Genomic DNA, 24,523 nt, shown 5'->3' with positions numbered 1-24,523 from the left:
AGGTGAGGGAAGGGCTCAGCGCTTCAGGCTGGGGACAAAATCCTGCGGGCTGGCCAGCACCGGATTGATCGCCCTTAGCTCTTCCAGTACGCGCTCCTAGGCACGCCTGCGGGGCATTTTTTTGCTGCGCATTCGCTTTCCTTCAGCCTCCAGCTCGTCCTGTTTCTGCTGCGCCAGTTTCAAAACGGCACCCAGTCGTTTGTTGTCAACAACCGCACCCTGATCAACGCAGGCCAGTTTATCGAAAATCTTATAGCCCAGTGGCCGGTGCAGATGCCGGAAAGCAATGCTTCCGTCAGGGTAATCATAAACGGTAATTTTTTCACCTGCTATGCGCGAATTTTGTTCAGTGGGTTCAATGATATACATCACTTTATCATACTGAAAAGTCAGTGCTTTCGATAAGGTCCGCAGCTCCTGCTAGGCGAAGATATCATTCAGCTCCAGTGGACTCTGTGTGACCGGACGGTGCAGATCTTTAGGGTATTTTGCCGGCCGGGAGAAACGACGGTTAAAATCGGACATGAAATGTTCAATCCACTGATTGGCTTCAGCAACCGAGCTGATGTTCTGCAGGCGCATCTCTTTAATCAGGCGATCCTGGAGCGTTTTATTTACCCGTTCCACGCGACCTTTTGCCTGGCTGCTGTTGGCACAAATCAATTCGATCGCCAGTTCCCGGAGAGCCCGTCCGAACTGGGTTGTGCCGGTACGTCGGCTTTCCGGTCCGCTGACCCTGAACACCGCATGCTTGTCGCTGTAAAATGCGACAGGTTTACCATGTTTATCAATGTATTGCCGGGTAGCCATCATGTAGTCAAACGCGTTTTCTGAATCACAGAATCGCAGGTGCATCAGGCGACCGGTGGCATCATCCATGAAGACCAGAAGACAGCATTTTGGGGCTCTGCCTTCGAACCAGTCATGGTGAGAGCCATCGATCTGAACCAGTTCGCCGAGACAGTCGCGACGATAGCGTGGCTGGTAAACCCGGGTTCGCCGGCGGGAATGAGGACGCCAGAGACCGTCGGCTGTCATCCAGTTACGGACGGTTTCAACAGAGAGATGAATATGATGGCGTTCAGCCAGTTTTTCGGTTGCGAGCGTTGGGCCAAAATCTGAATAGTGGCACCGGATCAAATCCAGGGCTTTACAGCGTGTTTCTTCATCGATCCGGTTGTTTGCAGGACGTCCACGGCGGGAAGATGCAAACGCGGTTGCGCCATCTGTCCGGTACAGGCGCACAAGACGCTGCACCTGACGAACACTGAGTTCAAGAATATCTGCAGCGTCGCGCTGAAGCAAAGCCCGGTCAAATACTCGCTGAATGATGCCAAGCCGGTAAAGTTCTTTGTCTGTCATAGTCACCAACATAAGATCGCGGTCCTGTGCTGAGCAAAATGAAGGCTTAGCGTACACGACGCGTGTGAATTGTGCTGAGACGACAATAACGCTTTGTGCTGACAAAGCCGGTTCGCATAACAAAGATTATGTTAAATTCAATAATAAACGAAATAAAAATCAATATGTTGAGGCAGTGGCCTGCTACTTTCCCACTCCAGCAACCAGTCATGGAAGCTTTAGAAACAGAGTCCTCTCATGAGTTTGTGATGCCTTAAATCCATGGTGAGCATAGAAACCTTTGGCTTCTTCAGTAAGCGCATGAACCATTATCGCACGAACGCCAATGTTCTCAGCTACGCGATAACACCGTAGAACTGCATCGTGGAGTAAATCGGCACCAACCCCTTTTCCGTGCAATGAGACATCTACCGCCAGGCGAGCGAGTATAATCACAGGTATAGGATCTGGCATGTTACGCCGAAGACTGCCTGTAGCTTCCGTATGGTTAACGCTACCGGTGGCCAAAGAGTAAAAACCAGCTACTTTCTTCGTACCCTTCTTGCAAACAACGAACGTTCGGGCAGCGCCAAGAGCTTGATTTTTTAAACCTCTCTGTTTTAGCCATTCATCGAGGACTGTCTCTCCACTGACGAACTCAGCCAGCTGATGAGCGCTGGATAACGGCTCGGGCGCGGTTATACGTCCCACTGAGGTTTCCTTGCCAGTAGTTTATTAATGGCGGAATCATCCTCGACTGGTGCATCGAGCATATCGATGAACTCTGCATACTGTTCGTCGTTAAAATTGAAAACACGGCGATCAAGGATCACATTCTCCGCAGCCTTGCAGGCAATCTCTAGGATAAAGTCGGTTCGCGATTTATGAAGGATCTCTGCAGCGGCATCGATGAGTGCTCTCTGAGACTCTTTAGCTCTTAGGTTGAGTTGAACATCTGATTTCATACACACCTCTCCTGTATAGCAATTGGTATACAAGAATAACACAACACGAACGTATAGCAAATGCTACACATCTCAAAGTGTCGATAATGCGTTTTATGTTAAATATCAGCAACTTAGCGTCAAATTACAGCTATTCTTCTGCAATGGCCTGCTCACTATCACTGCCAGCACGGCTTCAGTCGGGATAGATGGATTCTTTTCTGGCATTAATGCCATAAAGACAAACACGTTTTTTTTCAGGCAAATGGATACCCATCAGGCGAAGAATAAAACCGCGCCACCCCCGGTTAACCTGACGGTTATAGTCATACAGGTCTGCATTTTCTTTTTTAAGCTTTGACCATTCATGCATGAGTGTTAGTGCATCGAGCTCGGCGATGTGCTTCACTTCATCACCGATACGTACTGTGTTAATGCCTCTTCCCGTCATGATGATCCCCTCCGGCAATATCAGTTTCAGATTAACGCTGTTGTGATGATGATTTAACTACACACTAAAGGCAATCTAACGTTTAATCATACCCCTGATAATAAAGAACATCATGGTTAATGAAAACACAATCAGAAGCCAGCCAAAGGGTTTGGCATCAAAAACAGTAGTGATGCAATCATTAGTACAGGTAACCACCTTCGGGGTGACAATAGAAATTCCCCATCCAAGAATAACTACCATAGTGCCTGCTACTGCGGCTAAGAAAAAAGTGGTGAAGAATGCGCATCCGACTACCAGTAACAATCCAATCAGTTCAAATATCATATTCATGATTGCGCTCCAGGTGAGATAACTGCGAACAGACTGATGCTGGCTGTATTATTTAACATATTTCCAGACGCCTGCAGGTATTTTATCATAAAACTTCCCCATTGCCATTTCCGCCAGCCGGTGATCCACTGCGGCATTAAAGTGCTCAAGTTCGTCATCCGTCAGGGAATATTTATTTTTTTCTATTATCCTTTCCAGAGTTTCCTGTGATGTACAGCGGCGTAGTCGTAAAATCCATTCCTGTTTCGTCATTAATTTATATCCTGAGGTGTCCCGGTAATATCATTCTGGAAGATGCTTTTCTTTCAGTCGGTTATGAGTGAACCATTTTGCATATGTAATGTAAACCGCAAAAGTTAAGAGTGCGGACAGACTATATATCCAGAGAACAGGCACTACGTGATGAAAACGTATCATCTGACCGGATTCATCTGCCATACTCATTAATGCATTGCTGTATGTTTCAGTCTGAATAAACTCGTAGTAAGGTACCATCACAACATGAAGAAAAAATAAATTAAGCAGATACGTCAGAGAAAACGCGTGTTCCTGCCCGTTATAGGGCGTATACTGCGCAAAGGCGAACATCCATCCTGTGAAAAGCAGAAAACACATCGCGAAATACACCACCACCCATACCGCTGTTTTCATCACTGCCCTCAGTTATATAATTTGTCTGTAACGAAAATGGCATTCAGGCGTTCAGGTCCGTGCCGTTCTGCTTCAGATAATCACTGATGCTCAGGCCGGACAAGCGTATGTTATCCGAAATCTCCTTGAACTGCTCCTCCCACCCGTCCTGCAGCTCCCTGATTGCCGCGATCTGGAAAGCAACACTGAAAGGCGTTCTGCCCAGTTTCTCGGAAAGCCAGAACAGATGCTTGCCAATCTCTTCGTCCGGTACCGAATCGAGCGCATCACTCAGTAAGGTTTTTTCGTCTTCCTGCCAGGGATGACCGGCTCGCGGAAAACGCGGATCAGGCTGGCGGTCTTTTTTCTCCCTTTTTTCCCGTCTGGCAACGGTCGGCGCATCGCCTTTTTTCAAGCCGACGCGCGCTTTCATGGCGCCGATAGCGGCGACGGCCAGTACCAGCGTTTCACGCTCCTGGCGCGTGAGCAGGCTGTCCTCGCAAATCAGGGTGTTCAGGTTATCGATCAGCTTATTCAGCCCGGGTTCAGTGACTTTCATTTTATGCTCATGTTCCTTGTGTGGTGGCGATCAGTCCCGGCTCTCATTCACCTGGACGGTGACCGGCAGGCCTGCATCAAAACAGGTCTGATACCAGCTGGCCACCTGCAGGGGATCGCCCTCTTTTATCCGGCGTATGCCGCCGGCATCCGTCAGCTGCAGACAGGTGGTACCGTCCAGACGGATCACGTAGGCCGCTTCCCTGATGGTGTAATGGCCGTCATCCAGCTGCAGCTCCACCGCGTCACCGGCAGCCGTCTGGCGTAACGGCAGACGCCGGACGTCTGTCAGTCGTTGTCGTGCCGTTTCAGCCTCGCGTTCTGCCTGGAAGAGCGGTTCTGCAATGCCGCGACCGGCCTCCGTCAGCTCGACGGCCAGCTGCAGGTTCGGGGCGCGCAGGGTGCGCAGCCAGCCCGCGGCTTCCATGCGCCGGCAGGAGGCGCGCAGGTTCGGCCCGTACACCGGGGCGTCCCCGCCCTGCTCCAGCACCCGCTCGATATCCCGCGTCGCCACCGGGCCCGGCCGTTTCGCATCGAGGGCGGCCAGCACAATCAGCACCCGCCGCTGCAGCGGCGATGGTCGGCGCGCCTGAGTCATTGCTTGTCCGCCTCCGGCCAGATGAGTTGTCTGAGGCGCAGGTGATCGGCGTCTATGAGCTCTTGTCTCTTTATGGCATTCACTGAGGCATAGCCATTTATGGCCAGTTCATACCAATAGCTCAGCACGGCACCGGCCTTGGCTGACTCGCTGATGTAAATCGCGCCCTGGCTGTCCAGATTGCATTCACGGATACGCTCTTCCGCTATCCGGGTCAGCTGCTCATAGCTGAGTGAAAAATTCACTTCTTTCTCATCCATCCTGCTCGCTCCGTCTGAACATGTCCGGTTAGGTTAAAAATCATATCATGTATGATTTCTTACTAATAATTCAAATATCATATCAGATATTGTTATGTGTTTAATGCTAAATATCACATTCAGTATGATTTTATGTTTTTGGTTTAATTATCATATCCTTTGCGCGTTTCCCGCCGCGCAGATCCGGTTTCTGGCTAAGTCGGATCTCCAGACTGCAGCAGGGCTGTTTTGAAAAAATGCCGGAGATGGAAGCAGCGTAGTAAGCTGATTTAATGATGTAAGAATAAATCTTACATTAAGATATGGAGGGGTTATGGCTCGTACGATGACGGTGGACGTGGGTGATGAGCTGCATGAAAAGCAGGCTGAATCCAGACTTCAGGAACTGCGCGATCTGCTGGCCGAAGGGATCAGCAGCGGCGAGGCGAAACCATGGAACAAGAATGCATTCCTGAGGAATGTCAGGGCCAGGGTGGCAAATGAAAGAGATTGATCTGACACCCAAAGCAGAAGAGGATCTGGAGGCCATCTGGGACTTCAGCTTCAGACAGATCGGGGTTGTTCAGGCGGATGCATAGATCGGTCGTATAGCTGCAGTATTTGATGTGCTGGCCATGCATGATATCGGCACGCATTGTGCAGAGCTGGGAGACGATATCTGCACACTGCCGGTAGAACCGGCATACGATCTATTTTGTATCATCACATTCTATGGTTACGGTCATTCGTATTCTCAGCCAGTCTCAGGATACGGCGCGACATGCCCCCTGGAGATGACCGGGGAACAGGATTCTCAAACAATATAAGTTAATTGTGAGGTCGACATGACCAAAAAAAACATTGTGTATGGACCCTTTCATTATTATTCATTTCGCTTATAAAAAAAACGCTCCCGGACGGGAGCGTAAGCCAGTGACTTCGGCGTCAAATGAGGGTCTGACAAGTGGAGTTGCGGGTTAATTCTGGGTGATCTGGCTGCGATGCTTTTCCGCCTGTTGCTGATGAATAACGGAAGACTGGCCATTATTCGCCTTCTCATGCACAACAGCGGCTTTCTCATGCTCGCTCATTTCGGAAAATGGCTTAGCAGTTTCTTGGGTGTTCTCAGGTTTGGCTTTCATCATTTTTTTATGCATTTCAGCCATGTCCTGATGGGCGGCAGAATTGCCGTTTTGCATCATTTCATGGGACATTGCGGCCTGATCGTGACCGCTCATATCCATCATTTTCATGCTCTCCCCCTGAACTGCACTTTTTTCAGCGGATGATTGCATCTGATGGGCAGGCGCCTGGGCATTATTTACCTGGTCATGCATGTTCATTGTCTCTGCAGCCCAGGCAGATGAAGCGACAGCCATCATGGCAATAAAGGATACAAGGATCTTTTTCATGGTTGGGTCTCCGGTGTTTTCATACCCGAACAATCAATGCTTATAACAGAGAAAGCATTTGATCTCAGGGCTGGTTGATCATCACGCCAGGAACCGGGCGATTGAATTATCACGCTGTCCTGATTTATGGCTGATTATAAAAAACCGCCTCTGTTTATCGCGTGACTGAACGATGACATTTTTGTCACCTTCCGGGTTTCTCCTGAATAACGGTATTAATCCATTAACAGACGCACACTGAACACAATTTCCCGCCCCTGCTGTTCTGCTGACAGCTCGCCGCCGTGAGCATGAATGATCGACCTTGTAATTGATAATCCCAGCCCCGCGCCTTCCGTGTTGTAGAACCTTGATGAGTCTGCGCGATAGAACCGGTCAAACAAACGTTCCAGATTAGCGGGAACCTGGCCGGACATCGTATTCGTAATCATCACGTTCACACAGTCACTGTCACGCTCAAGGTGTATCGCTGTACAGGTGTTATCGGGAGAATACTTGATTGCATTGGAAAGCAGGTTACTGAAAGCACGTCGGAGCATATCGCTGTCTCCGGCAACAACGCCCTCTCCTTCAACCGTGATTGTCTTTCCTGTTTCGTCTGCCAGGGGCTCGAACAACTCACGTAATTCATTCAGTTCGGCTGCCAGATCCACATCATGTTTATCCAGCCGCAGCAGACCATGCTCTGAACGTGCCAGAAAAAGCATGTCACTGGTCATTCGTGACAACCTTTTCAGTTCTTCCAGGTTAGCGAATAAAATTTCGCGGTAATGCGAAACATCCCTTTCCTTAGCCAGTGCAAACTGCGTCTGCATCATCAGATTACTGACTGGTGTGCGCAGCTCATGCGCGATGTCAGACGAGAAATCTGACAGTTTCCGGAATGCCCCCTCCAGGCGATCAAACATATTATTGAACTCCTGCATGGTCTCAGAGATTTCCGGCGGAGCCAGATCGGGATTTAGACGCTGATCCAGGCTGTGTACGGTCATGGAGGAAGCCAGACTGGTCATTTCCCGTAGCGGTTTCAGACCAATACGTGTGGTCAGCCAGCCCAGAAAAACAGAAATAAAGACCAGACCGATATTGAACCAGAACAGCCAGGTACTGAGTTTGTCCATAAACAGGGTGTGATACCCAGTATCCGTGGCAACCGTAATGATGACATGTTTGCTTTTACCCTGTTCCGGCGTCACGGCAACCCGCCGCGAGATACTGCGGTACACGGTGTTATTTTCTTCCGTCTGGATCATATAGTCGAGAATATCACCCGACTTATTAAGCAGGACCGCTGGAACAACAGAATTTTTGGCATAGAGTTCAACAATTTTTTCATTTTCCATGTTTTTTATAGAAATGAATAAGCCATTGTGCCCCACCATCGCATCGTTTATTTTTTCTGATAATGACTTAATATCCGTTTTGTTCCTGAACGTCTCTGTTTTAAGAAACTCTTCGGTGAGCTGAAGTTTACCTGTCAGAAAATCGCGGTCCTGATTATCGAAATAGCCATTCAGGGTGCTAATCAGGATAAAACTTGATAACCACCATACCGTAAGCATCACCGCAGAAAAAATCAGGCTCAGGCGTGTGGTCAGGGAAATTTTGAACCTCACTCTTCTCTGATCTCCAGGACATATCCGGCACCGCGAACGGTATGGATCAGTTTTGGCTCAAAGTCATCATCAATTTTACTTCTCAGACGTCTCACGGCGACATCAATCACATTCGTATCACTGTCAAAATTCATGTTCCAGACCAGGGACGAGATAAGACTCCTGGGTAACACTTCTCCGGTGCGTTGCAGCAGCAACTCAAGCAGAACGTATTCTTTACCGGTGAGATGGATCTTCTTCCCCGAACGGATCACGGTCCGGCGCACCATATCAACGGTCATATCGGCGATGGTGCAGACTGTTGCGGCCTGCGAGCGTACCCGGCGCAGTAGGGTTCTTACACGTGCAACCAGCTCCGTAAAATCAAAGGGCTTAATCAGGTAGTCATCTGCGCCAAGCTCCAGTCCTTTCACTTTGTCCCGCACGTTGTCCTTTGCGGTTAAAAACAGGACCGGTTCTTCGTGCCCGGACTCCCTCAGTGCGCTGATGATTTGCCACCCGTCGAGGAAAGGCAGCATCACGTCCAGTATTATCAAATCATACTGTCCCTTCGACGCGGCCCCGAGACCATCGCGGCCATTATTAAAGAGATCGGCCTGATAGCCTTCCTCAACCAGTCCCTGCTGCAGGTAACGACCTGTTTTTTGTTCGTCTTCAACGATTAAAATACGCTGCATGGTCAACTCGCTGATATGAAAGTAAAAATCTCACGCATGAGCTTTGGCTGTCCCCTAGCTGATCTGAGACGGAGCAAGCATTCCAAGCCACGCTACGGCGCCCAGAATGATAATCGCAACAACGAATTCTGTCAGGATGCTGTTTCGCATCAGGGCAACGCTGCGATCATAATTCCCTTCCCTGACCATAACTTCAAGCCGGGGACCCAGGTGAAACCGGTTTGCTGCAGCCAGAAGAAGCATCAGAACAAACAGAGCCGTCTTGGCAAGCAATATCCTCCCCCAGGAACTGTTGAATAAGGGAGTTAAGTTACCCTCAGCAATATACAGATAGTTGACCAGCGCACTCAGGATCAGGGCTACAACAATCACCGTTCCTGCCGTGGCAAATTTTGCCAGGGAGTCAGATATCACAATGACGCTCTGTGCATTATGCTCGTTTCTGCGCATCAGCAGGATAGCAAATGCAACCAGAGCACCTGTCCAGGCACCTGCAGCGCCGAGATGGGTCAGATCGCTCAGTAAATGGAGATAGTAATGCAGACCGTCATGCATAACGGCGTGTCCTCCCCAGGCAAGTGTAGCCAGCGCCACGCCCCCACTCATCGTCATCAGCAGGCAGGACAATACTCTCTTATTAGTGTAAAGGAACAAAGCACCGAGTGTGGTAAACAGGGCACAGAGCCTGACAATCCAGCTAATACCCACATCAGTTTCTTCTATCACCATCTCGATAACATGGATGGATAATTCTCTGAGGTCAGTTACTCCACTCATGGCATTAGATACCAGGAGCATATTAATGCCAGTAAGAATGATGCCTGTAACAACAGCAAAGGTTATAAACGACCTGAAATTAGTCAGGTTATAGGTTTCATGTCTGACACCGCTTATTCCATATATCTGAAAAAATGGCAATCCAAATATTACCATCAAATCCAGATAAAGAAGAAAACGAATAACAATCATAATCAGGTCGTTCATAATATTACTTCACTGTAAAGGTGTAATTACCGGTAATAGGGTGCGTATCTGAAGAAACAGCGCGCCAGTCAACACGATAAGTGCCAGCGGGTAAAGGCTCTCGCGGAATAATGACCATCGATTTAGGGTCAGCGCCTGGCGCCACTTTTGCCGCGACCGGCATCGGAGAATGTGATGACATGCCTTTCATACCCGTCATCGTTAATTTTGCACCTGAGAATTTCACGGTCAGATTTTCCGAGAAATTAAGCTGAATCTTTTCCGGGGCCGCTACGGCTGAATCAGCCTGTGGCACAGAGCTTTTTAATTCCGGATGGGCCATAGCAGAGAAAGCAACGCCCATAACGAGGCCACCTGTAAGAATGGCTTTATTTAAAATCGACATTTTATTTACCTGTTTAGTTGAGTGTTTTATATCAGTGCGTTAAAACCAGATTCTGGCTCCCGCCAGGAATACTACCTGATGGTCTTTCTCACCTTCTCTTTTCGCCATATCGGATGTTTTCCCGTAAAGTTGATTCCAGGAAACGCCTATATAGGGTGCAAACTCACGGCGTATTTCATAGCGCAGCCGGAGCCCCAGCTCTGTGTCAGTCAGTCCCCTGCCGCGACCCCGCGATTCATCATCCTGACTGTAGAAATTCACCTCATAGGATGGCTGGAGTATGAGCCGGTTAGTCAGTAAAACGTCGTATTCTCCTCCCAGACGAAGGGCTGCTTTTCCGCCATTACTGACAAAACCCGTAATTTCAGACTCAAAATTATAGAGTGCCAGCCCCTGAAAACCGACAGCAGCCCAGGTCCGGGCAGAAGCAGGTCTGAAATCCTGCCTGACACCCGCAACCAAATCCCACCATGGGCCAACCGCATGTCCCCAGAGTAACTGCGCTTCAGCCGCCTCCGTTTCCCCATTGCTTCGTTCACCTTCACTCTTTAGCCAAATCCGATCTGTGTCGCCTCCAATCCAGCTGTTAACACTCCAGCTGAAATTGTTGGTGTTATCCGACCGTTGCCATTCCAGTTGATCCAGCAGAACCAGATAATTAATCGCACTGTCGTGAATCGCATGCCCCTGTAAATTGCCGAATGCAGCCTTCCGGTCGGCATCGGTAACAGGCGGAATTGGCGTTCTGCTCTCAGTTACAATGGGCTCCATTGACGTCATCTCAGTAAAATTCTCATCTGCTGGCATCTGCATGGCAGACATGTCGTGCCCGGCGTGGGGATCTGCAGAGACGGAGCCCGCCGCAATAGAAAGCTGTGAGGTAAACAAACCGGCGACCAGAACAGGTATGGCCTTCAAATTTCTCTTCATTCGCATCATTCCTCCACCCGGACTTCACGAAACATTCCCATTTCCATGTGATAGAGCAAATGGCAGTGATACGCCCAGCGGCCAAGCGCATCTGCTGTCACTCTGTAACTGCGTTTTGTACCAGGGGGAACATCTATTGTGTGTTTACGAACCATGAAATTACCGTTTTCATCTTCCAGATCGCTCCACATACCATGCAGGTGAATGGGGTGAGTCATCATCGTATCGTTGATCAGCGTGATCCTGAGCCGCTCACCGTATTTCAGCAGCACCGGTGCGGAATCTGAAAACTTGATTCCGTTAAATGACCAGGCAAACTTTTCCATGTGGCCGGTTAAATGAAGTTCTATGGTACGGCCAGGTTCACGTCCGTCAGGATCCTCAAAGCGGCTTTTCAAATCCGCGTACGTGAGAACCTTTCTTCCGTTATTTCGAAGACCAATACCCGGATCATTTAATTTCGGAGAGACGCTCATCGCCTGCATATCAACCAGTGGGTTACCCGTTTCTGACGCAGGATGACTTTGCATACCCGGCATTCCGGCCATCCGGGAATGATCCATACCAGTCATGCTGCTGTGATCCATGGGCGCGGAGGATGTCCCGCTATCCGCAAGATCAGCACCGTCCATAGACATCATCTCTCCGCTGTTATCCATGCCTCCCATCTGGCTGTGGTCCATTCCTGCCATATCATGCCCCATCCCTCCCATACCCATATCTTCCATGGTCAACAGAGGACGGGGATCCAGGGCGGGAACGGCAGCACTTAACCCCTCTCTCGTGGCCAGTGTCCCCCGAGCGTAGCCGGTCCTGTCCATGGATTGTGCGAAGATGGTATAGGCCTCACCCTGAGGCTCCACAATGACATCATAGGTTTCGGCAACGGCAATCCTGAATTCGTCAACGATAACCGGGTTTACATACTGGCCATCTGCAGCCACGACCGTCATTTTCAGCCCGGGGATGCGGATATCGAAATAGGTCATTGCCGAACCGTTGATAAACCGTAAGCGTATCTTTTCACCGGGACGGAACAGCCCGGTCCAGTTTTTCAGCGGGGCCTGACCGTTCATGAGATAGGTGTAGGTGTAGCCACTGACATCCGCGAGGTCAGTCGGATTCATTTTCATTTCAGCCCACATTTTCCGATCGGCAATAGTGGCTGACAGCCCCCTGGTATTCACGTCGCGGAAAAAAGAGCCAACGGTTGGTTTATTGAAATTGTAGTAATCCGACTGTTTTTTTAATTTTTTCAGCAGGCTGTGAGGATTTTCATCGGTCCAGTCAGACAACATGACCACATGCTCACGATCGTAAGCAAACGGTTCTGGCTCCCTGGCATCGATGATAATGGCACCGTACACCCCCTCCTGTTCCTGCAGACCGGAATGGCTGTGGTACCAGTAAGTCCCGTTCTGCTTAACCTTAAAGGTGTAAACGTAGGTATCATCAGGCTCTATGCCCATAAAACTCAGCCCCGGAACACCATCCATATTGGCCGGAAGAATAATGCCGTGCCAGTGAATGGACGTCTGTTCATTAAGACGGTTTTTGACCTTCAGGGTAATGGTGTCACCTTCTTTCCAGCGAAGAACGGGCCCCGGCAGGCCTCCATTGATTGTTTTGGCCTGACGCTCACTGCCCGTGATATTGACGGCCGTTTCACCAATGGTCAGGTCAAACTGAGTACCCTGCAGGGATGCGGCAACTGGCAGGCTCAGACTGGAACGCGCATTGAAACTCAATACGCCAAGACTTCCGGCTACGCCAGAGAGGGTTAACCCCTTCAGGAAAGTTCGTCGAGACGTTTTCAACAGCATGCGCATTCCCTTATTTAAAGTATGGTTACTGACAGAATTCGAGAACCGATTTAAATTAAATTACTGGTTCATCCACTTACAATGAAATGAATCTAGCACACCTTAAGAAACAAATTCATTACAATCGTGTAATGTACATAGCTGTATTACATTTACGTCATCTTCCCCACAGGTTGATTATTTTTATATATGATCATAAGGACATCTTTTATGTACCTCAGAAGGTAATTACACATGAATATATTAATTACGACCACTGCGTTTACAGCTTTATTTTGTGGGGCAGCTTTTGCTCAGTCCAGTGATATTGCCCATGAAGCACATCGATTTGTTAATAATGCCTCAGCCGTCAGTCATGTGAATTCCTCGAAGCATGAAAACTTACCGGACAGGGTTAATAAAAACAACACGCCCTCATTCTCTGAAATGAATGAACATGAAAGGGCCATTGTTGCTCATTCATTTATGAACAACAGCGCGTCCTATGCGCATCAGAAAATGATTGAGGAACATAAAAAAATGCTGTCCGGCAGTGATGCAAATTCAAAGACCTCGTCTTCTTCTTTTAACGAACTGAATGCCGGAGAAAAAGCCGCTCTCGTGCATGAGCAGGTCAATAATGCCGGTGCGGAAGCACATCAGACGCAGGCAAGAAAGCTTCGCGGGCTGTATTCGACCAGGTAACTGCAGGCGGGTTAGTGCTTAGCGTCAGGTGCGCAGCAGGGCTTTACTGACGGGTTACGTAGCAGGACATGAGCCCCATATTGCTCTGCCGTAACCTGTTTCAGTCCCGTTAATCATCACCGTCGGGCTGGTCATACAGTTCCCAGAGCTTCAGGAGCAAACGGGAAACAAGATATGTTACAAAAATGACGACCATCAACGGTGCTCCCGATTAACTGACAGATGACACGCCTCCTGAAAACCCCTAGCATACGCCGCAGTGTTCATGCTAACGGCGAATTCCAGTAAATGTATTCTACCGATGTCGTAAAAGAAAATGCCTACCTTTCAGCCACCCGCTCGGGGCTGGAATCGAACGAGATCGCTACTCTTCAGCGCTCCTTGCCTTCCCGGTTTAATCTGCGGCATTTGAAAAAAAATGAATCATTAAAACTCGTACTGCAAAAGAAAGCGGGAAAATCACGTGTCGTGGCCTATAAATTTACGTCCGGTTCATTTAATTACACGGCGTATCGTATATCAGATAAAAAGTTCTATAACCTTTCCGATACTTCCGGGAAAGGCAGTCTCGATTATCCGTTACCGGCCACAGCAAGACTCAGTTCGCCTTTCAATCCTGCAAGACTTAACCCGGTATCGGGAAAAGTGAGTCCCCATAATGGCATTGATTATTCCATGCCCATGAACACGAAAATAGTCAGCGTCATCGACGGAAAAATCACCCGGGCCGAATACAACAGTACCATGGGATATTTTGTTGAAGTAACGGGAAAAGCCGGTGTTAAAACTCGCTATCTCCACCTCAATAAAATACTCGTTACTAAAGGGGCCAGGGTTACCCGGGGAGACGCTATTGCGTTATCCGGTAACAGCGGACGTTCATCCGGTCCTCATCTGCATTACGAGCTGGTCATCAATAACAATCCTGTTAACTCACTGGCGTTCCGGACGGCGGCACCCGCTGATAACAAACTCGAACAGCATGCCTTTGCGCATGCCAGAGACTACGAACGATACCTGGACTGATAACGGGACCGCGACGCGGTCCCGTCTGCCGGATTAATTTTTTTTATCGTTTTCACTTCCGTGATGTTGATGATCTCCATGCCCCCCGTGACCGTGGAAAAGATGCATGAGCGGACAAAGCAGCAGTAACAGATATGGCCAGTAGCCTGCCACATGTGACCAGTGTTCGCGCAGGAGAGCAAATGCCGCAATCGCGGCGACAGCAATAAGCGCATAGGTTGTACTTTTCATACCGGACTCCTTCTGTTAGTAACAGACCCTTCATTCAGGGTTATTTCCCGAGCCTGACACTTTTCAGACGCAACGCATTTGCAATGACGCTAACGGAGGAAAGGGCCATAGCCGCCGCCGCAATAACTGGCGACAGCAGTATTCCATACACAGGATAAAGCAGACCTGCAGCTACAGGCACCCCAAGAGCATTGTAGATAAACGCAAAAAACAGATTCTGCCGGATATTTTTCATGGTGATCTCTGACAGATGACGGGCCCTGTTGAGTATCATCAAATCGCCTTTGAGAAGGGTAACGCCAGCACTTTCTATTGCCACATCTGTACCCGTTCCCATGGCTATACCCACGTCAGCCGCTGCCAGCGCCGGGGCATCATTCACACCGTCTCCGGCCATCGCAACCACATGGCCAGACTCTTTCAGTCGGGTTATCACTGCTTTTTTGCCATCCGGCAGAATCCCGGCTTCAACCTCATCTATTCCCAGTTTCCGTGCGACTGCTTCAGCAGTAAGCTGGTTATCCCCGGTGAGCATAACAATGCGGATCCCCGCCTGACGCAAAGCTTTAAGCGCATCCGGCGTGGTTGCTTTCACGGGATCCGAGATAGCTATCAGGCCTGCAAGGTTCCCGTCTGTGGCCACATAGATAACGGTAGCGCCTTCCATCCGCAACGTATCCGCAACGGCCTTTTGATTATCAATAACGATACTGTTTTCCTGCATAGCCAGTTCATTACCAATAACAACCCGTTGACCTTCGACATCGCCTGAGACACCTTTCCCCGACGGGGCATTGAAATTACTGACGGCAGGTATCACGATCCCCTTTTCATGCGCGGCTCTGACAACAGCCATACCCAACGGATGCTGCGAACCTTTTTCCACTGCAGCTGTTACACGTAAAAGAGATATTTCCCCACCCGGACTGAGACTGATAATCCCTGTCACCGTAGGCGAACCTTCCGTGAGCGTGCCTGTTTTGTCGACAACCAGCGTGTCCACTTTTTCAAGACGCTCAAGGGCTTCGGCATTCCTGATTAACACCCCGGCCTGGGCGCCTTTGCCCACCCCCACCATTATCGACATCGGCGTGGCCAGTCCCAGCGCGCAGGGACAGGCAATAATCAGGACCGACACAGCCGCAATGAGACCGTGCGCCATCCTGGGCTCGGGCCCCCAGACAGACCAGATCAAGAAAGCAACAACCGCGATAAGTATCACCAGAGGAACAAACCAGCCTGAAACGCTGTCTGCCATTCTCTGGATGGGGGCACGCGAACGCTGTGCATCAGCGACCATCTGAACAATTCGTGAGAGCATCGTTTCATCACCGACTTTCTCTGCACAGATGATAAGACTACCTGTCTGATTAATCGTCCCCCCAATGACAGGGTCACCCTTCGTTTTGGTAACCGGCATAGACTCCCCGGTCACCATCGATTCATCAACGGTTGTTTTGCCTTCGATCACGATACCGTCGACCGGAATACTCTCTCCAGGTCTGATGCGGAGCTTATCGCCAGGCAGGACATCTTCCGCATTAATATCCGTTTCATGACCGTCATGATCCAGCCGTCTGGCGGTTTTGGGGGCAAGGTTCAGAAGCGCAGTAATGGCGCCTGAGGTTTGTTCCCGTGCCCGCAGCTCAAGAACCTGTCCCAGCAGAACAAGCACCGTAATAACTGCTGCGGCTTCAAAATAAACGGCCACCAGGCCATCCATGTTTCTGAACGATGCAGGAAACCAGGAGGGGAAGACGGTTGCAATGACGCTGTAAACCCAGGCTACGCCGGTCCCCATTGCAACAAGGGTAAACATATTCAGGGAGCGGTTACGTAACGACATTCCGGCCCGGGCGAAGAATGGCCAGCCACACCACAACACGACAGGGGAGGCCAGAAGCAACTGCAGCCATGTGTTGTACTGTGGCGGTACTGTATTCTTCAAGTCGGGAAACAGATGAGATCCCATTTCGAGTACCAGAACCGGAAACGCCAGCAACAACCCCAGCCAGAAGCGTCTTGTCATGTCGTGAAGTTCATCACTCGGCCCCGTGGATGCCGTAGCTACGAGCGGCTCCAGTGCCATTCCACAGACAGGACAGCTTCCGGGACCACTGCGGCGTATCTCCGGGTGCATCGGACATGTCCACACACCTTCAGAATTCTCTTTTTCCGCCTGGTTGTGAGGCTGTTTTATCTGATCAGGGCTGACTTCGTGATGATCGTGGTGATGGTGATGGGAATGTTCACTGGCATCTTCGGTAAGATAACGATCGGGATGGGCTTTAAATTTACTCTCACAGCTGGCGGAGCAGAAATAAAGTTGGTGGTCCTGGTATCGAATGCTGCTGTGCGCCCTGTCGGGCAGGATGGCCATCCCGCACACGGGATCTCTCACCTTATGCAATACGTGGCCCTCGTCCGGGGATAATGTCTGCTCAGAAGCAGTCTGGTTGTTGTGTTGCACTGCATTGTCATTTTTCACAGTAACTCTCCTTATGCATACCGAAGCATCTTCTGTCTTCAGGGTATGTCATGGATGCGATTACCACGAATATCGCCGGCACAGGAGTGCCTGCTACCGGCGTCCCGTTATCAGCCGTTCCGCTGACTATTCGATTCGCTGGAAGACTTTTTTACTTCCATCCGGTGAGAATGCGATAACATCGTAAGCCTCTTTTCGGGCTCCCATCTCCATTCCAGGACTTCCTGCTGGCATACCGGGGGTGGCGAGACCGTATATACCCGAACCAGACTGCATTGCCTTATGTATCGTTGTCGCAGGCACATGGCCTTCAATGATCAAATTACCGGCAACCGCGGTATGACAACTTCGTAGTCCTGCAGGAATAGAATGCTTTTCTTTCAGGGCTGACAGCGCCTGATCATTCATGACGTGAGTTCGTACTTCAAACCCGTCTTTTTCCATCGCTTTGCCCCACAGGGAACAACAGCCACAGTTTTCAGATTTGTACATATCAATCACTTTTTCACTCGCCATCGCGGGTAGTGAAAGGCCGAGAGCCAGCGCCATTAGAACCACTTTTTTCATACTCACCTCTGTATATTATCGATATAAACCCTGACGTCAGGGTGAATCAGTAAAGAAGGACACCCACAGGGGGTGCCCTTTCAGGTTCAGGACACGCTTTTTTTATGTCTGCGCAGCCAGATTAATTTGTAGGCGGCAGGAATAATGAACAGGGACAGCAGCGGAGCCGTGATCATCCCACCAATCATGGGTGCCGCAATACGGCTCATGACTTCTGAACCTGCGCCGGTTCCCCAGAGTATTGGCAGCAGACCCGCAATGATCACCGCCACGGTCATGGCTTTCGGCCGGACACGCAGTACGGCACCATGATAGAGGGCTTCATCAAGACCTTCCGGTGTGAACGTCTCTTTACGGGACAATTCCGGGTGCGCTTCAATGGCATGACGCAGATACATCAGCATGACCACGCCAAACTCTGCTGCCACCCCGGCCAGGGCGATAAACCCGGTTCCGGTCGCCACTGACATATGGAAGCCCTGCCAGTACAGGAACCATATTCCGCCAACCAGGGCGAACGGCAGGCTCATCAGGATCAGCAGGGCTTCGTCAACCCGGCGGAATGCCAGATACAACAGGATGAAAATGATCATCACCGTCATCGGCACCATCAGCTTCAGTTTCTTGTTGGCATGCTCAAGCAGTTCAAACTGTCCGGAGAATGCCACACTGGTTCCCGGTCTCAGTTTCACTTTCTCGCTGATGGCCGTCTTAATGTCGTTAACCACCGACACCATGTCCCTGCCGCGGGCATCAACATAAATCCAGCTGGCTGGCCGGGCATTTTCGGTTTTCAGCATGGTTGGTCCAGAAACGACGTTAATATCCGCGACATCGCCCAGCGTGATCTGCTGCTTCATCGGGGTCAGGATCGGCATCTGTTTCAGCGCCTGCGGACTGTTCCGGTAATCCTGCGGGTAGCGAATGTTAATAGGGTACCGGGCCACCCCTTCAACCGTCTCACCCACCATAGCACCTCCGATTGCTGAAGAGACGAACAGCTGGACATCACCTACCGTCATCCCGTAGCGGGAGGCTTTCTCCCGGTTGATATCGATATCGATGTAGCGCCCGCCCTCAAGTCGCTCAGCCAGGACAGACACCACGCCAGGCACGGTTTTGGCTACCGCCTCGATACTCTGCGCTGTCGCGTCGATATCGGACAGAACAGTCCCGGACACTTTGATACCTATCGGGCTTTTGATCCCGGTTGAGAGCATATCAATACGGTTACGGATAGGCGGCACCCAGAGGTTTGCCAGACCCGGTAAACGGACTGTCCTGTCGAGTTCATCAATAATCTTGTCAATTGTCATGCCGGGACGCCACTGATCCTCAGGTTTGAGCTGGATCGTGGTTTCCACCATTTCGAGCGGCGCGGAATCCGTTGCGGTCTCTGCTTTACCGGTCTTGCCAAATACAGAAGCCACTTCAGGAACGCTTTTGATTAACTTGTCTGTTGTCTGCAGGAGCGCTGCAGCTTCTGCCGGAGAGACGCCAGGCAAGGTCGACGGCATATACAGCAGATCGCCCTCGTTAATCTTCGGCAGAAATTCACCGCCCACCTGACTCAGTGGCCAGATAACCGTGAAAATGGACAAGGCCGCAACCAGCAGGGTTGTTTTTGGCCAGTGGAGGACCCGCAGCAGCAAAGGATGATACGCTTTGATCAGCACCCGGTTCAGGGGGTTACTTGTCTCGGCAGGAATTTTCCCCCGGATCCAGAATCCCATCAGAATAGGAATGACGATGATGGCCAGTGCGGCCGCTCCCGCCATGGAGTACGTTTTCGTGAATGCCAGCGGGCCAAACAGACGACCTTCCTGCCCTTCCAGGGTAAAGATAGGAATAAAGGACAGGGTGATGATCAGCAGGCTAATGAACAACGCGGGTCCCACTTCCACGGAGGCGTCGGTAATCACCTTCCAGCGGGTGGCGTTGTCAATCTGCTCACCCGGATGCTGATGATCCCACTCCTCAAGCCGTTTGTGCGCATTTTCAATCATCACAATGGCGGCATCCACCATCGCACCGACGGCAATCGCTATCCCTCCCAGCGACATGATATTGGCGTTCAGTCCCTGGAAGTGCATGACGATAAAGGCGATACACAGGCCAAGCGGCAGAGAGATAATCGCCACCAGGGCAGAACGTACGTGCCACAGGAACAGAGCACAGACGATGGCCACCACGATAAACTCTTCCAGAAGTTTGGAACTGAGGTTATCAATCGCCCGGTCGATTAACTGGCTGCGATCGTAGGTGGTCACGATTTCAACGCCTTCCGGCAGGCTGGCCTTCAGCGTCTCCAGTTTATCCCTCACTGCCGTGATAACGTCGCGCGCATTTTTACCCGACCGCAGGATCACCACGCCGCCAGCGACTTCTCCCTGGCCGTTCAGCTCGGCAATACCACGCCTCATTTCGGGCCCGGTCTGCACGCGGGCAACATCCCGCAGATAAACCGGCACGCCGTTCTCACCTGTTTTCAGGACGATGTTATTAAAATCATCAATGCTCTGAAGATAACCGCTGGCACGGACCATATACTCCGCTTCGGCCATTTCAACGGATGAGCCACCGGCCTCCTGGTTAGACGATTCAAGTGCCTGTTTCACTTCGGGCAGGCTGATACCGTACTGGGACAGTTTTACCGGATTGACCTGAATCTGGTACTGTTTCACCACGCCGCCAACCGAAGCGACCTCAGCCACGTTCGGGATGGTTTTCAGCTCAAATTTCAGGAACCAGTCCTGCAGAGAGCGCAGTTCTGAAAGGTCGTGTTTTCCGTTGCGATCGACAAGGGCATATTCAAAAATCCAGCCCACACCCGTGGCATCAGGACCGATTTCAGAACTCACACCGGCAGGCAGTTTTCCCTGAACCTGATTCAGATATTCCAGCACGCGGGAACGGGCCCAGTACAGATCGGTGCCGTCTTCAAAAATGACATACACATACGAATCCCCGAACTGTGAAAAACCACGCACGGTTTTTGCGCCAGGTACGGACAGCATGGTGGTGGTAAGTGGATAGGTGACCTGGTTTTCTACAATCTGCGGGGCCTGGCCGGGATAGCTGGTTTTGATAATGACCTGCACATCTGACAGGTCAGGCAAGGCATCGACCGGCGTGTTAATAATCGTCCATGTACCCCAGATGCTGAGAAACAGGGCCCCCATCATGACCAGGAAACGGTTGGCGACAGAGCGCCGGATAATCCATTCAATCATCGTCGTCTCCTCAGTGCCCTGAATGCATATTTACAGGCTGGTCAGACATTGCTGGCATACTGCTTTCTGTTTTTTCAGGGTGGCGCATACGTTCCAGCGCGCCCGTAATATTGGCTTCGGAGTCAATGAGGAACAGGCCACTGACCACCACGGTATCGCCTTCATTCAGGCCGGAACCGATGCCGGACTGTTGCTGTGATTCATGCAGAACGTGGATCTGTTTCGGCACAAACTTGCCTTCATCATCAACAGTAATCACGCGCTGTTCTTTGCCGGTATCGATAACTGCCTGGCTTGGTATCAGCAGCATCTCCTGGCTCTTGGTATTCAGTTTCAGATAGGCATTCATGCCCGGCTTGAGAAACTCATCCTTATTAGAAACCTGGAGACGGACCTGAAGCGTACGGGTTGTCTGATCCACGCTGGGAAGAATGTTCCATTTTTCGACATGGAATGTTTTATCCGGATAAGCCGGTACCGAAATTTCAAACTGCGACGTATCTTTCAGCAGATATGCGATAGATTCTGGCACTGCAGCGCTGATCCAGACCGGGTCCATCCCCTGAATCTGAGCCACTACTTTATCTTTCGAAATATTCATGCCGGTGCGCAGGTCAAACGCAGTAATGACACCATCAATAGGTGCTTTAATGGTAAAACGGGTCTGGATTGTGCGGGTTGAACGCAGCCTTTGAATATCCTCTTCCGGCATACCAGCCAGACGAAGTCGCTCCAGAACCCCTTTTATCTGGGTTGACGTACCGCCTGTACCGGATAACAGCAGGAACTCACTTTGTGCCTCAACCCATTCAGGAATGGTGATATCGATAAGCGGAGTGCCTTTCTTCACATGATCGCCAATCGTCAGGGGATACACTTTTTCGACGAAACCGTCAGAGCGCGCCTGCACAATGACAAACTGATACTCGTTGTAACTGACATTAGCCGGGATTGTCTGAGAATAATTCAGCATTCCTCGCGTGACTTTTTGCGTTTTTAATCCCAGATTCTGAACCTGCGTTGGATCGATACGGATCCCGCCACTGCTTTTATCGCCGCTTTCATCAGCATATTTTGGCACCAGGTCCATATCCATAAAGGGCGATTTTCCGGGTTTATCAAATTTGGTATCCGGTTTCATCGGGTCATACCAGAAAAGTACCTTTCGCTCCGGTGCCTTTTGTTCGGTTTGTACTGTTTTTTGTGATGAGTTTACATACTGCCAGGCAGTAACCGATATCAGCCCTCCTGCTATGAGGCTGCTGATAATTATTGCAGCATATTTTATCTTTAAAGAAGCCATACAATTTCTCGCTGAAAAATCAAAACACCTGGCATATGCGCCCGATCATTCATTCACAGTAATCCCTTAATGAATGTTCAGGCGCACTGGATGTATTCGCTCCGGACTGATAATCAGGATTGCGTAACGTTAATGCTTTTGAGTAAGGAGATATTGCCCTGCTGAATAAACGAGAAATCGACATGGTTGCCGGTTTTCAGGGCATTGATAGCGTCGTCTGCATTAACAAAAGTGAAGCGCATGGTCATTGCAGGCCAGCCCACAGCAGGGATTGCTTCGTGCGAAATGGTAATCTTTTTACTATTCATATCAATGTCTTTAACGACACCGGTGCCCTTGATAACCTGCTGTACCGAAGCATCACTGGCAGCATTCATATCGCCATGCTGATGTGTTTCAGCATGAAGACCGGCAGAAAACATGACAGAGAAGGCACCAAATAAAACGGCTTTAAGTGAATTACGCATTTTTAATTTCCTGATTAATTAAATAAATTTACTCTACCCAACCGCCACCCAGCGCGGTAAACAGATTAATTTCGTTAACCTGTCGGGAATAGGTAAGATCGAGAATGGTTTGCTGCGTAGCGAAGAGGGAACGTTCTGCATCCAGCACTTCGATGTAACTGACAGCACCACTTGCATATAATCCTCTGGCACGCTGGAGAGTTATCTGAAGTGAATCAAGATAACGCTGCTGTGACTCAAGTTGCTGGCTAAGGCTGTCGCGCAGCGCAAGCGTGTCGGAAACATCCTTAAAGGCTGACTGAATTTTTTGTTCGTAATTAACCACCGATTGTTGCTGGCGAATTTCAGCCAGCTTCAGATTGGCTTTATTCCTGCCAGCATTAAAAATAGGAATTTCAATTTTAGGGATAAAATTCCACATTCCACTTCCTGACGTAAACAGGCTTGACAGCTCCGTACTGCTTGCGGAAAGACCACTGGTCAGGGTAATGGAGGGGAAAAAGGCCGCTCGCGCTGCGCCAATATTGGCATCAGCCGCTTTCAGCTGATATTCCGCTTCCATAATATCCGGTCGCTGCAGTAAAATTTGTGAAGATAGATTTGGTGGCAATTTTACTGGTGCGATCTCCCCGCCTTTCATCCCTTTTTCTGACGGAAGTGCGCGGTACGTTCCCAGCACCAGTTGCAGGGCATTGTTTGCCTGAGCCAGATCGCCTTCTCGTTTGGCTATTTCGGCGCGGGTACTTTCGATTTGTCCTCTCGCCTGTTCAAGTGCCAGAACGTTCGTACTCCCGGTCACGAGCTGTTGCTCAACGAAAGCATAGGACTGTTCATAATTTTTCAGCGTTTCCCGCGCAATACGGAGTTGTTCGTACGCCAGTTGCTGGCTGAAATAGCTCTGTGAAACGTTGGAGACCAGCAGGATGTGTACGGCCCGACGGGCTTCTTCGCTGGCAAAGTAGTTCTGGCGGTCAGCATCACTCATGTTCTTAAGTTTGCCGAAAAAATCGAGCTCATAGCTGAGCTCCAGTCTCGCGTCGTACTCCTGTGTGGTCGGCTTGTCACCTTTCAGACCACCGCTGTATGTTATCCCGGATGAGGCATTCAGCTGGGGATAACGATCTGCATCCGTGACGTTGAACTGGGCTCGGGCCTCTTCAACCTTCAGGGCAGCCATTCTCAAATCACGGTTATTAGTCAGAGCTTCACCGATCAACCGGGTAACCTGGGGATCGACAAAAAAGTTACGCCAGCCCGTATCCTGATAGCCATTTACCGCTGGCGTCAGGCTGTTATGGGACAGTGAAAACTGCTGGGGTACCGGTGCTGCGGGCCGCTGATATTCAGGCGCAAGCGACACGCAGCCTGCCAGGATGAATATCGTGCTAATGCTGAGTAATTTTAATTTGAACATAACGCTTCTCGTCCAGGCAGACCTGGTAAATGGTTCAAATGAAGTCCAGAGTATTGATAGGGGTACTTTACCTAACGCTCTCTGTTTGCCGAGTGACAGGATAATGACAATGTTGTCATTTTTGCTGTAATCCGTTGATAACGATCGTGGGCGCAATAGAATGACATTAGCAGCCAGCCGGGGAGCAAG

At 50.2% G+C, this 24,523-nt stretch carries 27 protein-coding genes and 2 pseudogenes; 5 read left to right on the top strand and 24 right to left on the bottom strand.

Features of this window, described 5'->3' with window-relative positions:
• Positions 1-15: 15 nt before the first annotated feature.
• The 10 genes and pseudogenes from ACQUTI_RS22305 to ACQUTI_RS22260 form a co-directional block, all read right to left on the bottom strand.
• Positions 16-1,362: pseudogene (locus ACQUTI_RS22305) on the bottom strand (ISNCY family transposase).
• Positions 1,363-1,569: 207 nt separating this feature from the next.
• Positions 1,570-2,052 (bottom strand): GNAT family N-acetyltransferase, encoded by a 483-nt coding sequence (locus ACQUTI_RS22300; protein WP_004098919.1) that lies wholly within the window; start codon positions 2,050-2,052, stop codon positions 1,570-1,572.
• Positions 2,040-2,306 (bottom strand): DUF1778 domain-containing protein, encoded by a 267-nt coding sequence (locus ACQUTI_RS22295; protein ID WP_004098921.1) that lies wholly within the window; start codon positions 2,304-2,306, stop codon positions 2,040-2,042. The genes ACQUTI_RS22300 and ACQUTI_RS22295 overlap by 13 nt, the downstream gene beginning before the upstream one ends.
• 175 nt (positions 2,307-2,481) lie before the next feature.
• Entirely contained in the window at positions 2,482-2,736 is a 255-nt protein-coding gene (locus tag ACQUTI_RS22290) for a hypothetical protein (protein ID WP_004118702.1), read from the bottom strand.
• Between the two features lie 75 nt (positions 2,737-2,811).
• Complete coding sequence (locus tag ACQUTI_RS22285; RefSeq protein ID WP_004098928.1) at positions 2,812-3,069, bottom strand: hypothetical protein; 258 nt, start codon at positions 3,067-3,069, stop codon at positions 2,812-2,814.
• 48 nt (positions 3,070-3,117) lie between these two features.
• On the bottom strand, positions 3,118-3,321 hold the full coding sequence (locus ACQUTI_RS22280) for an HHA domain-containing protein (protein WP_004098931.1): 204 nt from the start codon (positions 3,319-3,321) through the stop codon (positions 3,118-3,120).
• A 30-nt stretch (positions 3,322-3,351) separates the two neighbouring features.
• Complete coding sequence (locus tag ACQUTI_RS22275; RefSeq protein WP_080861682.1) at positions 3,352-3,720, bottom strand: hypothetical protein; 369 nt, start codon at positions 3,718-3,720, stop codon at positions 3,352-3,354.
• Positions 3,721-3,763: 43 nt separating this feature from the next.
• Entirely contained in the window at positions 3,764-4,258 is a 495-nt protein-coding gene (locus tag ACQUTI_RS22270; protein WP_275368972.1) for a DNA-binding protein, read from the bottom strand.
• 30 nt (positions 4,259-4,288) lie between these two features.
• Entirely contained in the window at positions 4,289-4,855 is a 567-nt protein-coding gene (locus tag ACQUTI_RS22265; protein ID WP_009310052.1) for a hypothetical protein, read from the bottom strand.
• Positions 4,852-5,115 carry a hypothetical protein gene (locus ACQUTI_RS22260; RefSeq protein ID WP_009310051.1) on the bottom strand — a complete coding sequence of 88 codons (264 nt, stop codon included), beginning with the start codon at positions 5,113-5,115 and terminating at the stop codon, positions 4,852-4,854. Before ACQUTI_RS22260 ends, ACQUTI_RS22265 begins: the two co-directional genes overlap by 4 nt.
• A 313-nt stretch (positions 5,116-5,428) precedes the next feature.
• On the opposite strand from ACQUTI_RS22260, the gene ACQUTI_RS22255 reads away from it, so the two are divergent.
• From ACQUTI_RS22255 to ACQUTI_RS22245, 3 genes and pseudogenes are all read left to right on the top strand, one after another.
• Entirely contained in the window at positions 5,429-5,608 is a 180-nt protein-coding gene (locus tag ACQUTI_RS22255) for a type II toxin-antitoxin system ParD family antitoxin (RefSeq protein ID WP_004118349.1), read from the top strand.
• On the top strand, positions 5,574-5,693 hold the full coding sequence (locus ACQUTI_RS22250) for a type II toxin-antitoxin system RelE/ParE family toxin (RefSeq protein WP_325913338.1): 120 nt from the start codon (positions 5,574-5,576) through the stop codon (positions 5,691-5,693). Before ACQUTI_RS22255 ends, ACQUTI_RS22250 begins: the two co-directional genes overlap by 35 nt.
• Before the next feature lie 36 nt (positions 5,694-5,729).
• Positions 5,730-5,892 (top strand): annotated as a pseudogene (locus tag ACQUTI_RS22245) (type II toxin-antitoxin system RelE/ParE family toxin).
• A gap of 179 nt (positions 5,893-6,071) precedes the next feature.
• Here ACQUTI_RS22245 and ACQUTI_RS22240 read toward each other — a convergent pair.
• From ACQUTI_RS22240 to pcoA, 7 genes are all read right to left on the bottom strand, one after another.
• Positions 6,072-6,506 carry a hypothetical protein gene (locus ACQUTI_RS22240; RefSeq protein ID WP_004118347.1) on the bottom strand — a complete coding sequence of 145 codons (435 nt, stop codon included), beginning with the start codon at positions 6,504-6,506 and terminating at the stop codon, positions 6,072-6,074.
• A 215-nt stretch (positions 6,507-6,721) separates the two neighbouring features.
• Complete coding sequence (gene pcoS / locus ACQUTI_RS22235; RefSeq protein ID WP_002436614.1) at positions 6,722-8,122, bottom strand: copper resistance membrane spanning protein PcoS; 1,401 nt, start codon at positions 8,120-8,122, stop codon at positions 6,722-6,724.
• On the bottom strand, positions 8,119-8,799 hold the full coding sequence (pcoR, locus tag ACQUTI_RS22230; protein ID WP_275368958.1) for a copper response regulator transcription factor PcoR: 681 nt from the start codon (positions 8,797-8,799) through the stop codon (positions 8,119-8,121). The genes pcoS and pcoR overlap by 4 nt, the downstream gene beginning before the upstream one ends.
• A gap of 54 nt (positions 8,800-8,853) precedes the next feature.
• Positions 8,854-9,732 (bottom strand): copper resistance inner membrane protein PcoD, encoded by an 879-nt coding sequence (gene pcoD, locus ACQUTI_RS22225; protein ID WP_080821469.1) that lies wholly within the window; start codon positions 9,730-9,732, stop codon positions 8,854-8,856.
• Between the two features lie 55 nt (positions 9,733-9,787).
• Positions 9,788-10,168 (bottom strand): copper resistance system metallochaperone PcoC, encoded by a 381-nt coding sequence (gene pcoC / locus ACQUTI_RS22220; protein ID WP_000025662.1) that lies wholly within the window; start codon positions 10,166-10,168, stop codon positions 9,788-9,790.
• 39 nt (positions 10,169-10,207) lie between these two features.
• Positions 10,208-11,098, bottom strand: coding sequence for a copper resistance outer membrane transporter PcoB (pcoB, locus tag ACQUTI_RS22215; protein WP_001378118.1), 891 nt, complete (start codon positions 11,096-11,098; stop codon positions 10,208-10,210).
• A gap of 5 nt (positions 11,099-11,103) precedes the next feature.
• Positions 11,104-12,921: a multicopper oxidase PcoA gene (gene pcoA / locus ACQUTI_RS22210; protein WP_275368960.1), complete on the bottom strand. Its 1,818-nt coding sequence runs from the start codon at positions 12,919-12,921 to the stop codon at positions 11,104-11,106.
• Between the two features lie 234 nt (positions 12,922-13,155).
• Between pcoA and ACQUTI_RS22205 the strand changes: the two genes are divergently transcribed.
• Together ACQUTI_RS22205 and ACQUTI_RS22200 are read left to right on the top strand one after the other, a co-directional pair.
• Positions 13,156-13,605, top strand: coding sequence for a copper resistance protein (locus ACQUTI_RS22205; protein ID WP_202696157.1), 450 nt, complete (start codon positions 13,156-13,158; stop codon positions 13,603-13,605).
• Between the two features lie 288 nt (positions 13,606-13,893).
• Complete coding sequence (locus ACQUTI_RS22200; RefSeq protein ID WP_004388332.1) at positions 13,894-14,631, top strand: peptidoglycan DD-metalloendopeptidase family protein; 738 nt, start codon at positions 13,894-13,896, stop codon at positions 14,629-14,631.
• 33 nt (positions 14,632-14,664) lie between these two features.
• Here the strand turns inward: ACQUTI_RS22200 and ACQUTI_RS22195 are convergent, their stop codons facing one another.
• From ACQUTI_RS22195 to silC, 7 genes are all read right to left on the bottom strand, one after another.
• Positions 14,665-14,862 (bottom strand): DUF2933 domain-containing protein, encoded by a 198-nt coding sequence (locus ACQUTI_RS22195; protein WP_004388331.1) that lies wholly within the window; start codon positions 14,860-14,862, stop codon positions 14,665-14,667.
• Between the two features lie 40 nt (positions 14,863-14,902).
• Positions 14,903-17,350: an Ag(+)-translocating P-type ATPase SilP gene (gene silP / locus ACQUTI_RS22190; RefSeq protein ID WP_428923370.1), complete on the bottom strand. Its 2,448-nt coding sequence runs from the start codon at positions 17,348-17,350 to the stop codon at positions 14,903-14,905.
• Between the two features lie 126 nt (positions 17,351-17,476).
• Positions 17,477-17,917 (bottom strand): DUF411 domain-containing protein, encoded by a 441-nt coding sequence (locus tag ACQUTI_RS22185; protein WP_428923369.1) that lies wholly within the window; start codon positions 17,915-17,917, stop codon positions 17,477-17,479.
• 86 nt (positions 17,918-18,003) lie between these two features.
• Positions 18,004-21,150, bottom strand: a complete 3,147-nt coding sequence (silA, locus tag ACQUTI_RS22180; RefSeq protein ID WP_000574021.1) for a Cu(+)/Ag(+) efflux RND transporter permease subunit SilA — start codon at positions 21,148-21,150, stop codon at positions 18,004-18,006.
• Between the two features lie 10 nt (positions 21,151-21,160).
• On the bottom strand, positions 21,161-22,453 hold the full coding sequence (gene silB, locus ACQUTI_RS22175) for a Cu(+)/Ag(+) efflux RND transporter periplasmic adaptor subunit SilB (protein ID WP_004098959.1): 1,293 nt from the start codon (positions 22,451-22,453) through the stop codon (positions 21,161-21,163).
• A gap of 113 nt (positions 22,454-22,566) precedes the next feature.
• Positions 22,567-22,920, bottom strand: coding sequence for a cation efflux system protein CusF (gene cusF, locus ACQUTI_RS22170; protein ID WP_001246153.1), 354 nt, complete (start codon positions 22,918-22,920; stop codon positions 22,567-22,569).
• A 28-nt stretch (positions 22,921-22,948) separates the two neighbouring features.
• A complete protein-coding gene (silC, locus tag ACQUTI_RS22165) occupies positions 22,949-24,334 on the bottom strand; it encodes a Cu(+)/Ag(+) efflux RND transporter outer membrane channel SilC (RefSeq protein ID WP_000475503.1) in 1,386 nt (461 codons plus the stop codon).
• Positions 24,335-24,523: the final 189 nt, after the last annotated feature.

This window comes from Klebsiella sp. 7-CIP_Kleb., from assembly GCF_050378655.1.
GTDB classification, from domain to species: domain Bacteria; phylum Pseudomonadota; class Gammaproteobacteria; order Enterobacterales; family Enterobacteriaceae; genus Klebsiella; species Klebsiella quasipneumoniae.
The sequence above is the reverse complement of the archived record's forward strand: the minus strand, read 5'-3'. Positions and strand labels throughout refer to the sequence as shown.

What these genes read in the sequence shown, in the direction of transcription:
- ACQUTI_RS22295 (WP_004098921.1), bottom strand. Translation starts at nt 2,306, where the DNA reads ATGAAATCAGATGTTCAACTCAACCTAAGAGCTAAAGAGTCTCAGAGA.
- ACQUTI_RS22290 (WP_004118702.1), bottom strand. Translation starts at nt 2,736, where the DNA reads ATGACGGGAAGAGGCATTAACACAGTACGTATCGGTGATGAAGTGAAG.
- ACQUTI_RS22285 (WP_004098928.1), bottom strand. Translation starts at nt 3,069, where the DNA reads ATGAATATGATATTTGAACTGATTGGATTGTTACTGGTAGTCGGATGC.
- ACQUTI_RS22280 (WP_004098931.1), bottom strand. Translation starts at nt 3,321, where the DNA reads ATGACGAAACAGGAATGGATTTTACGACTACGCCGCTGTACATCACAG.
- ACQUTI_RS22275 (WP_080861682.1), bottom strand. Translation starts at nt 3,720, where the DNA reads ATGAAAACAGCGGTATGGGTGGTGGTGTATTTCGCGATGTGTTTTCTG.
- ACQUTI_RS22270 (WP_275368972.1), bottom strand. Translation starts at nt 4,258, where the DNA reads ATGAAAGTCACTGAACCCGGGCTGAATAAGCTGATCGATAACCTGAAC.
- ACQUTI_RS22265 (WP_009310052.1), bottom strand. Translation starts at nt 4,855, where the DNA reads ATGACTCAGGCGCGCCGACCATCGCCGCTGCAGCGGCGGGTGCTGATT.
- ACQUTI_RS22260 (WP_009310051.1), bottom strand. Translation starts at nt 5,115, where the DNA reads ATGGATGAGAAAGAAGTGAATTTTTCACTCAGCTATGAGCAGCTGACC.
- ACQUTI_RS22255 (WP_004118349.1), top strand. Translation starts at nt 5,429, where the DNA reads ATGGCTCGTACGATGACGGTGGACGTGGGTGATGAGCTGCATGAAAAG.
- ACQUTI_RS22250 (WP_325913338.1), top strand. Translation starts at nt 5,574, where the DNA reads ATGTCAGGGCCAGGGTGGCAAATGAAAGAGATTGATCTGACACCCAAA.
- ACQUTI_RS22240 (WP_004118347.1), bottom strand. Translation starts at nt 6,506, where the DNA reads ATGAAAAAGATCCTTGTATCCTTTATTGCCATGATGGCTGTCGCTTCA.
- pcoR (WP_275368958.1), bottom strand. Translation starts at nt 8,799, where the DNA reads ATGCAGCGTATTTTAATCGTTGAAGACGAACAAAAAACAGGTCGTTAC.
- pcoD (WP_080821469.1), bottom strand. Translation starts at nt 9,732, where the DNA reads ATGGTAATATTTGGATTGCCATTTTTTCAGATATATGGAATAAGCGGT.
- pcoC (WP_000025662.1), bottom strand. Translation starts at nt 10,168, where the DNA reads ATGTCGATTTTAAATAAAGCCATTCTTACAGGTGGCCTCGTTATGGGC.
- pcoB (WP_001378118.1), bottom strand. Translation starts at nt 11,098, where the DNA reads ATGAAGAGAAATTTGAAGGCCATACCTGTTCTGGTCGCCGGTTTGTTT.
- pcoA (WP_275368960.1), bottom strand. Translation starts at nt 12,921, where the DNA reads ATGCTGTTGAAAACGTCTCGACGAACTTTCCTGAAGGGGTTAACCCTC.
- ACQUTI_RS22205 (WP_202696157.1), top strand. Translation starts at nt 13,156, where the DNA reads ATGAATATATTAATTACGACCACTGCGTTTACAGCTTTATTTTGTGGG.
- ACQUTI_RS22200 (WP_004388332.1), top strand. Translation starts at nt 13,894, where the DNA reads ATGTATTCTACCGATGTCGTAAAAGAAAATGCCTACCTTTCAGCCACC.
- ACQUTI_RS22195 (WP_004388331.1), bottom strand. Translation starts at nt 14,862, where the DNA reads ATGAAAAGTACAACCTATGCGCTTATTGCTGTCGCCGCGATTGCGGCA.
- ACQUTI_RS22185 (WP_428923369.1), bottom strand. Translation starts at nt 17,917, where the DNA reads ATGAAAAAAGTGGTTCTAATGGCGCTGGCTCTCGGCCTTTCACTACCC.
- silA (WP_000574021.1), bottom strand. Translation starts at nt 21,150, where the DNA reads ATGATTGAATGGATTATCCGGCGCTCTGTCGCCAACCGTTTCCTGGTC.
- silB (WP_004098959.1), bottom strand. Translation starts at nt 22,453, where the DNA reads ATGGCTTCTTTAAAGATAAAATATGCTGCAATAATTATCAGCAGCCTC.
- cusF (WP_001246153.1), bottom strand. Translation starts at nt 22,920, where the DNA reads ATGCGTAATTCACTTAAAGCCGTTTTATTTGGTGCCTTCTCTGTCATG.
- silC (WP_000475503.1), bottom strand. Translation starts at nt 24,334, where the DNA reads ATGTTCAAATTAAAATTACTCAGCATTAGCACGATATTCATCCTGGCA.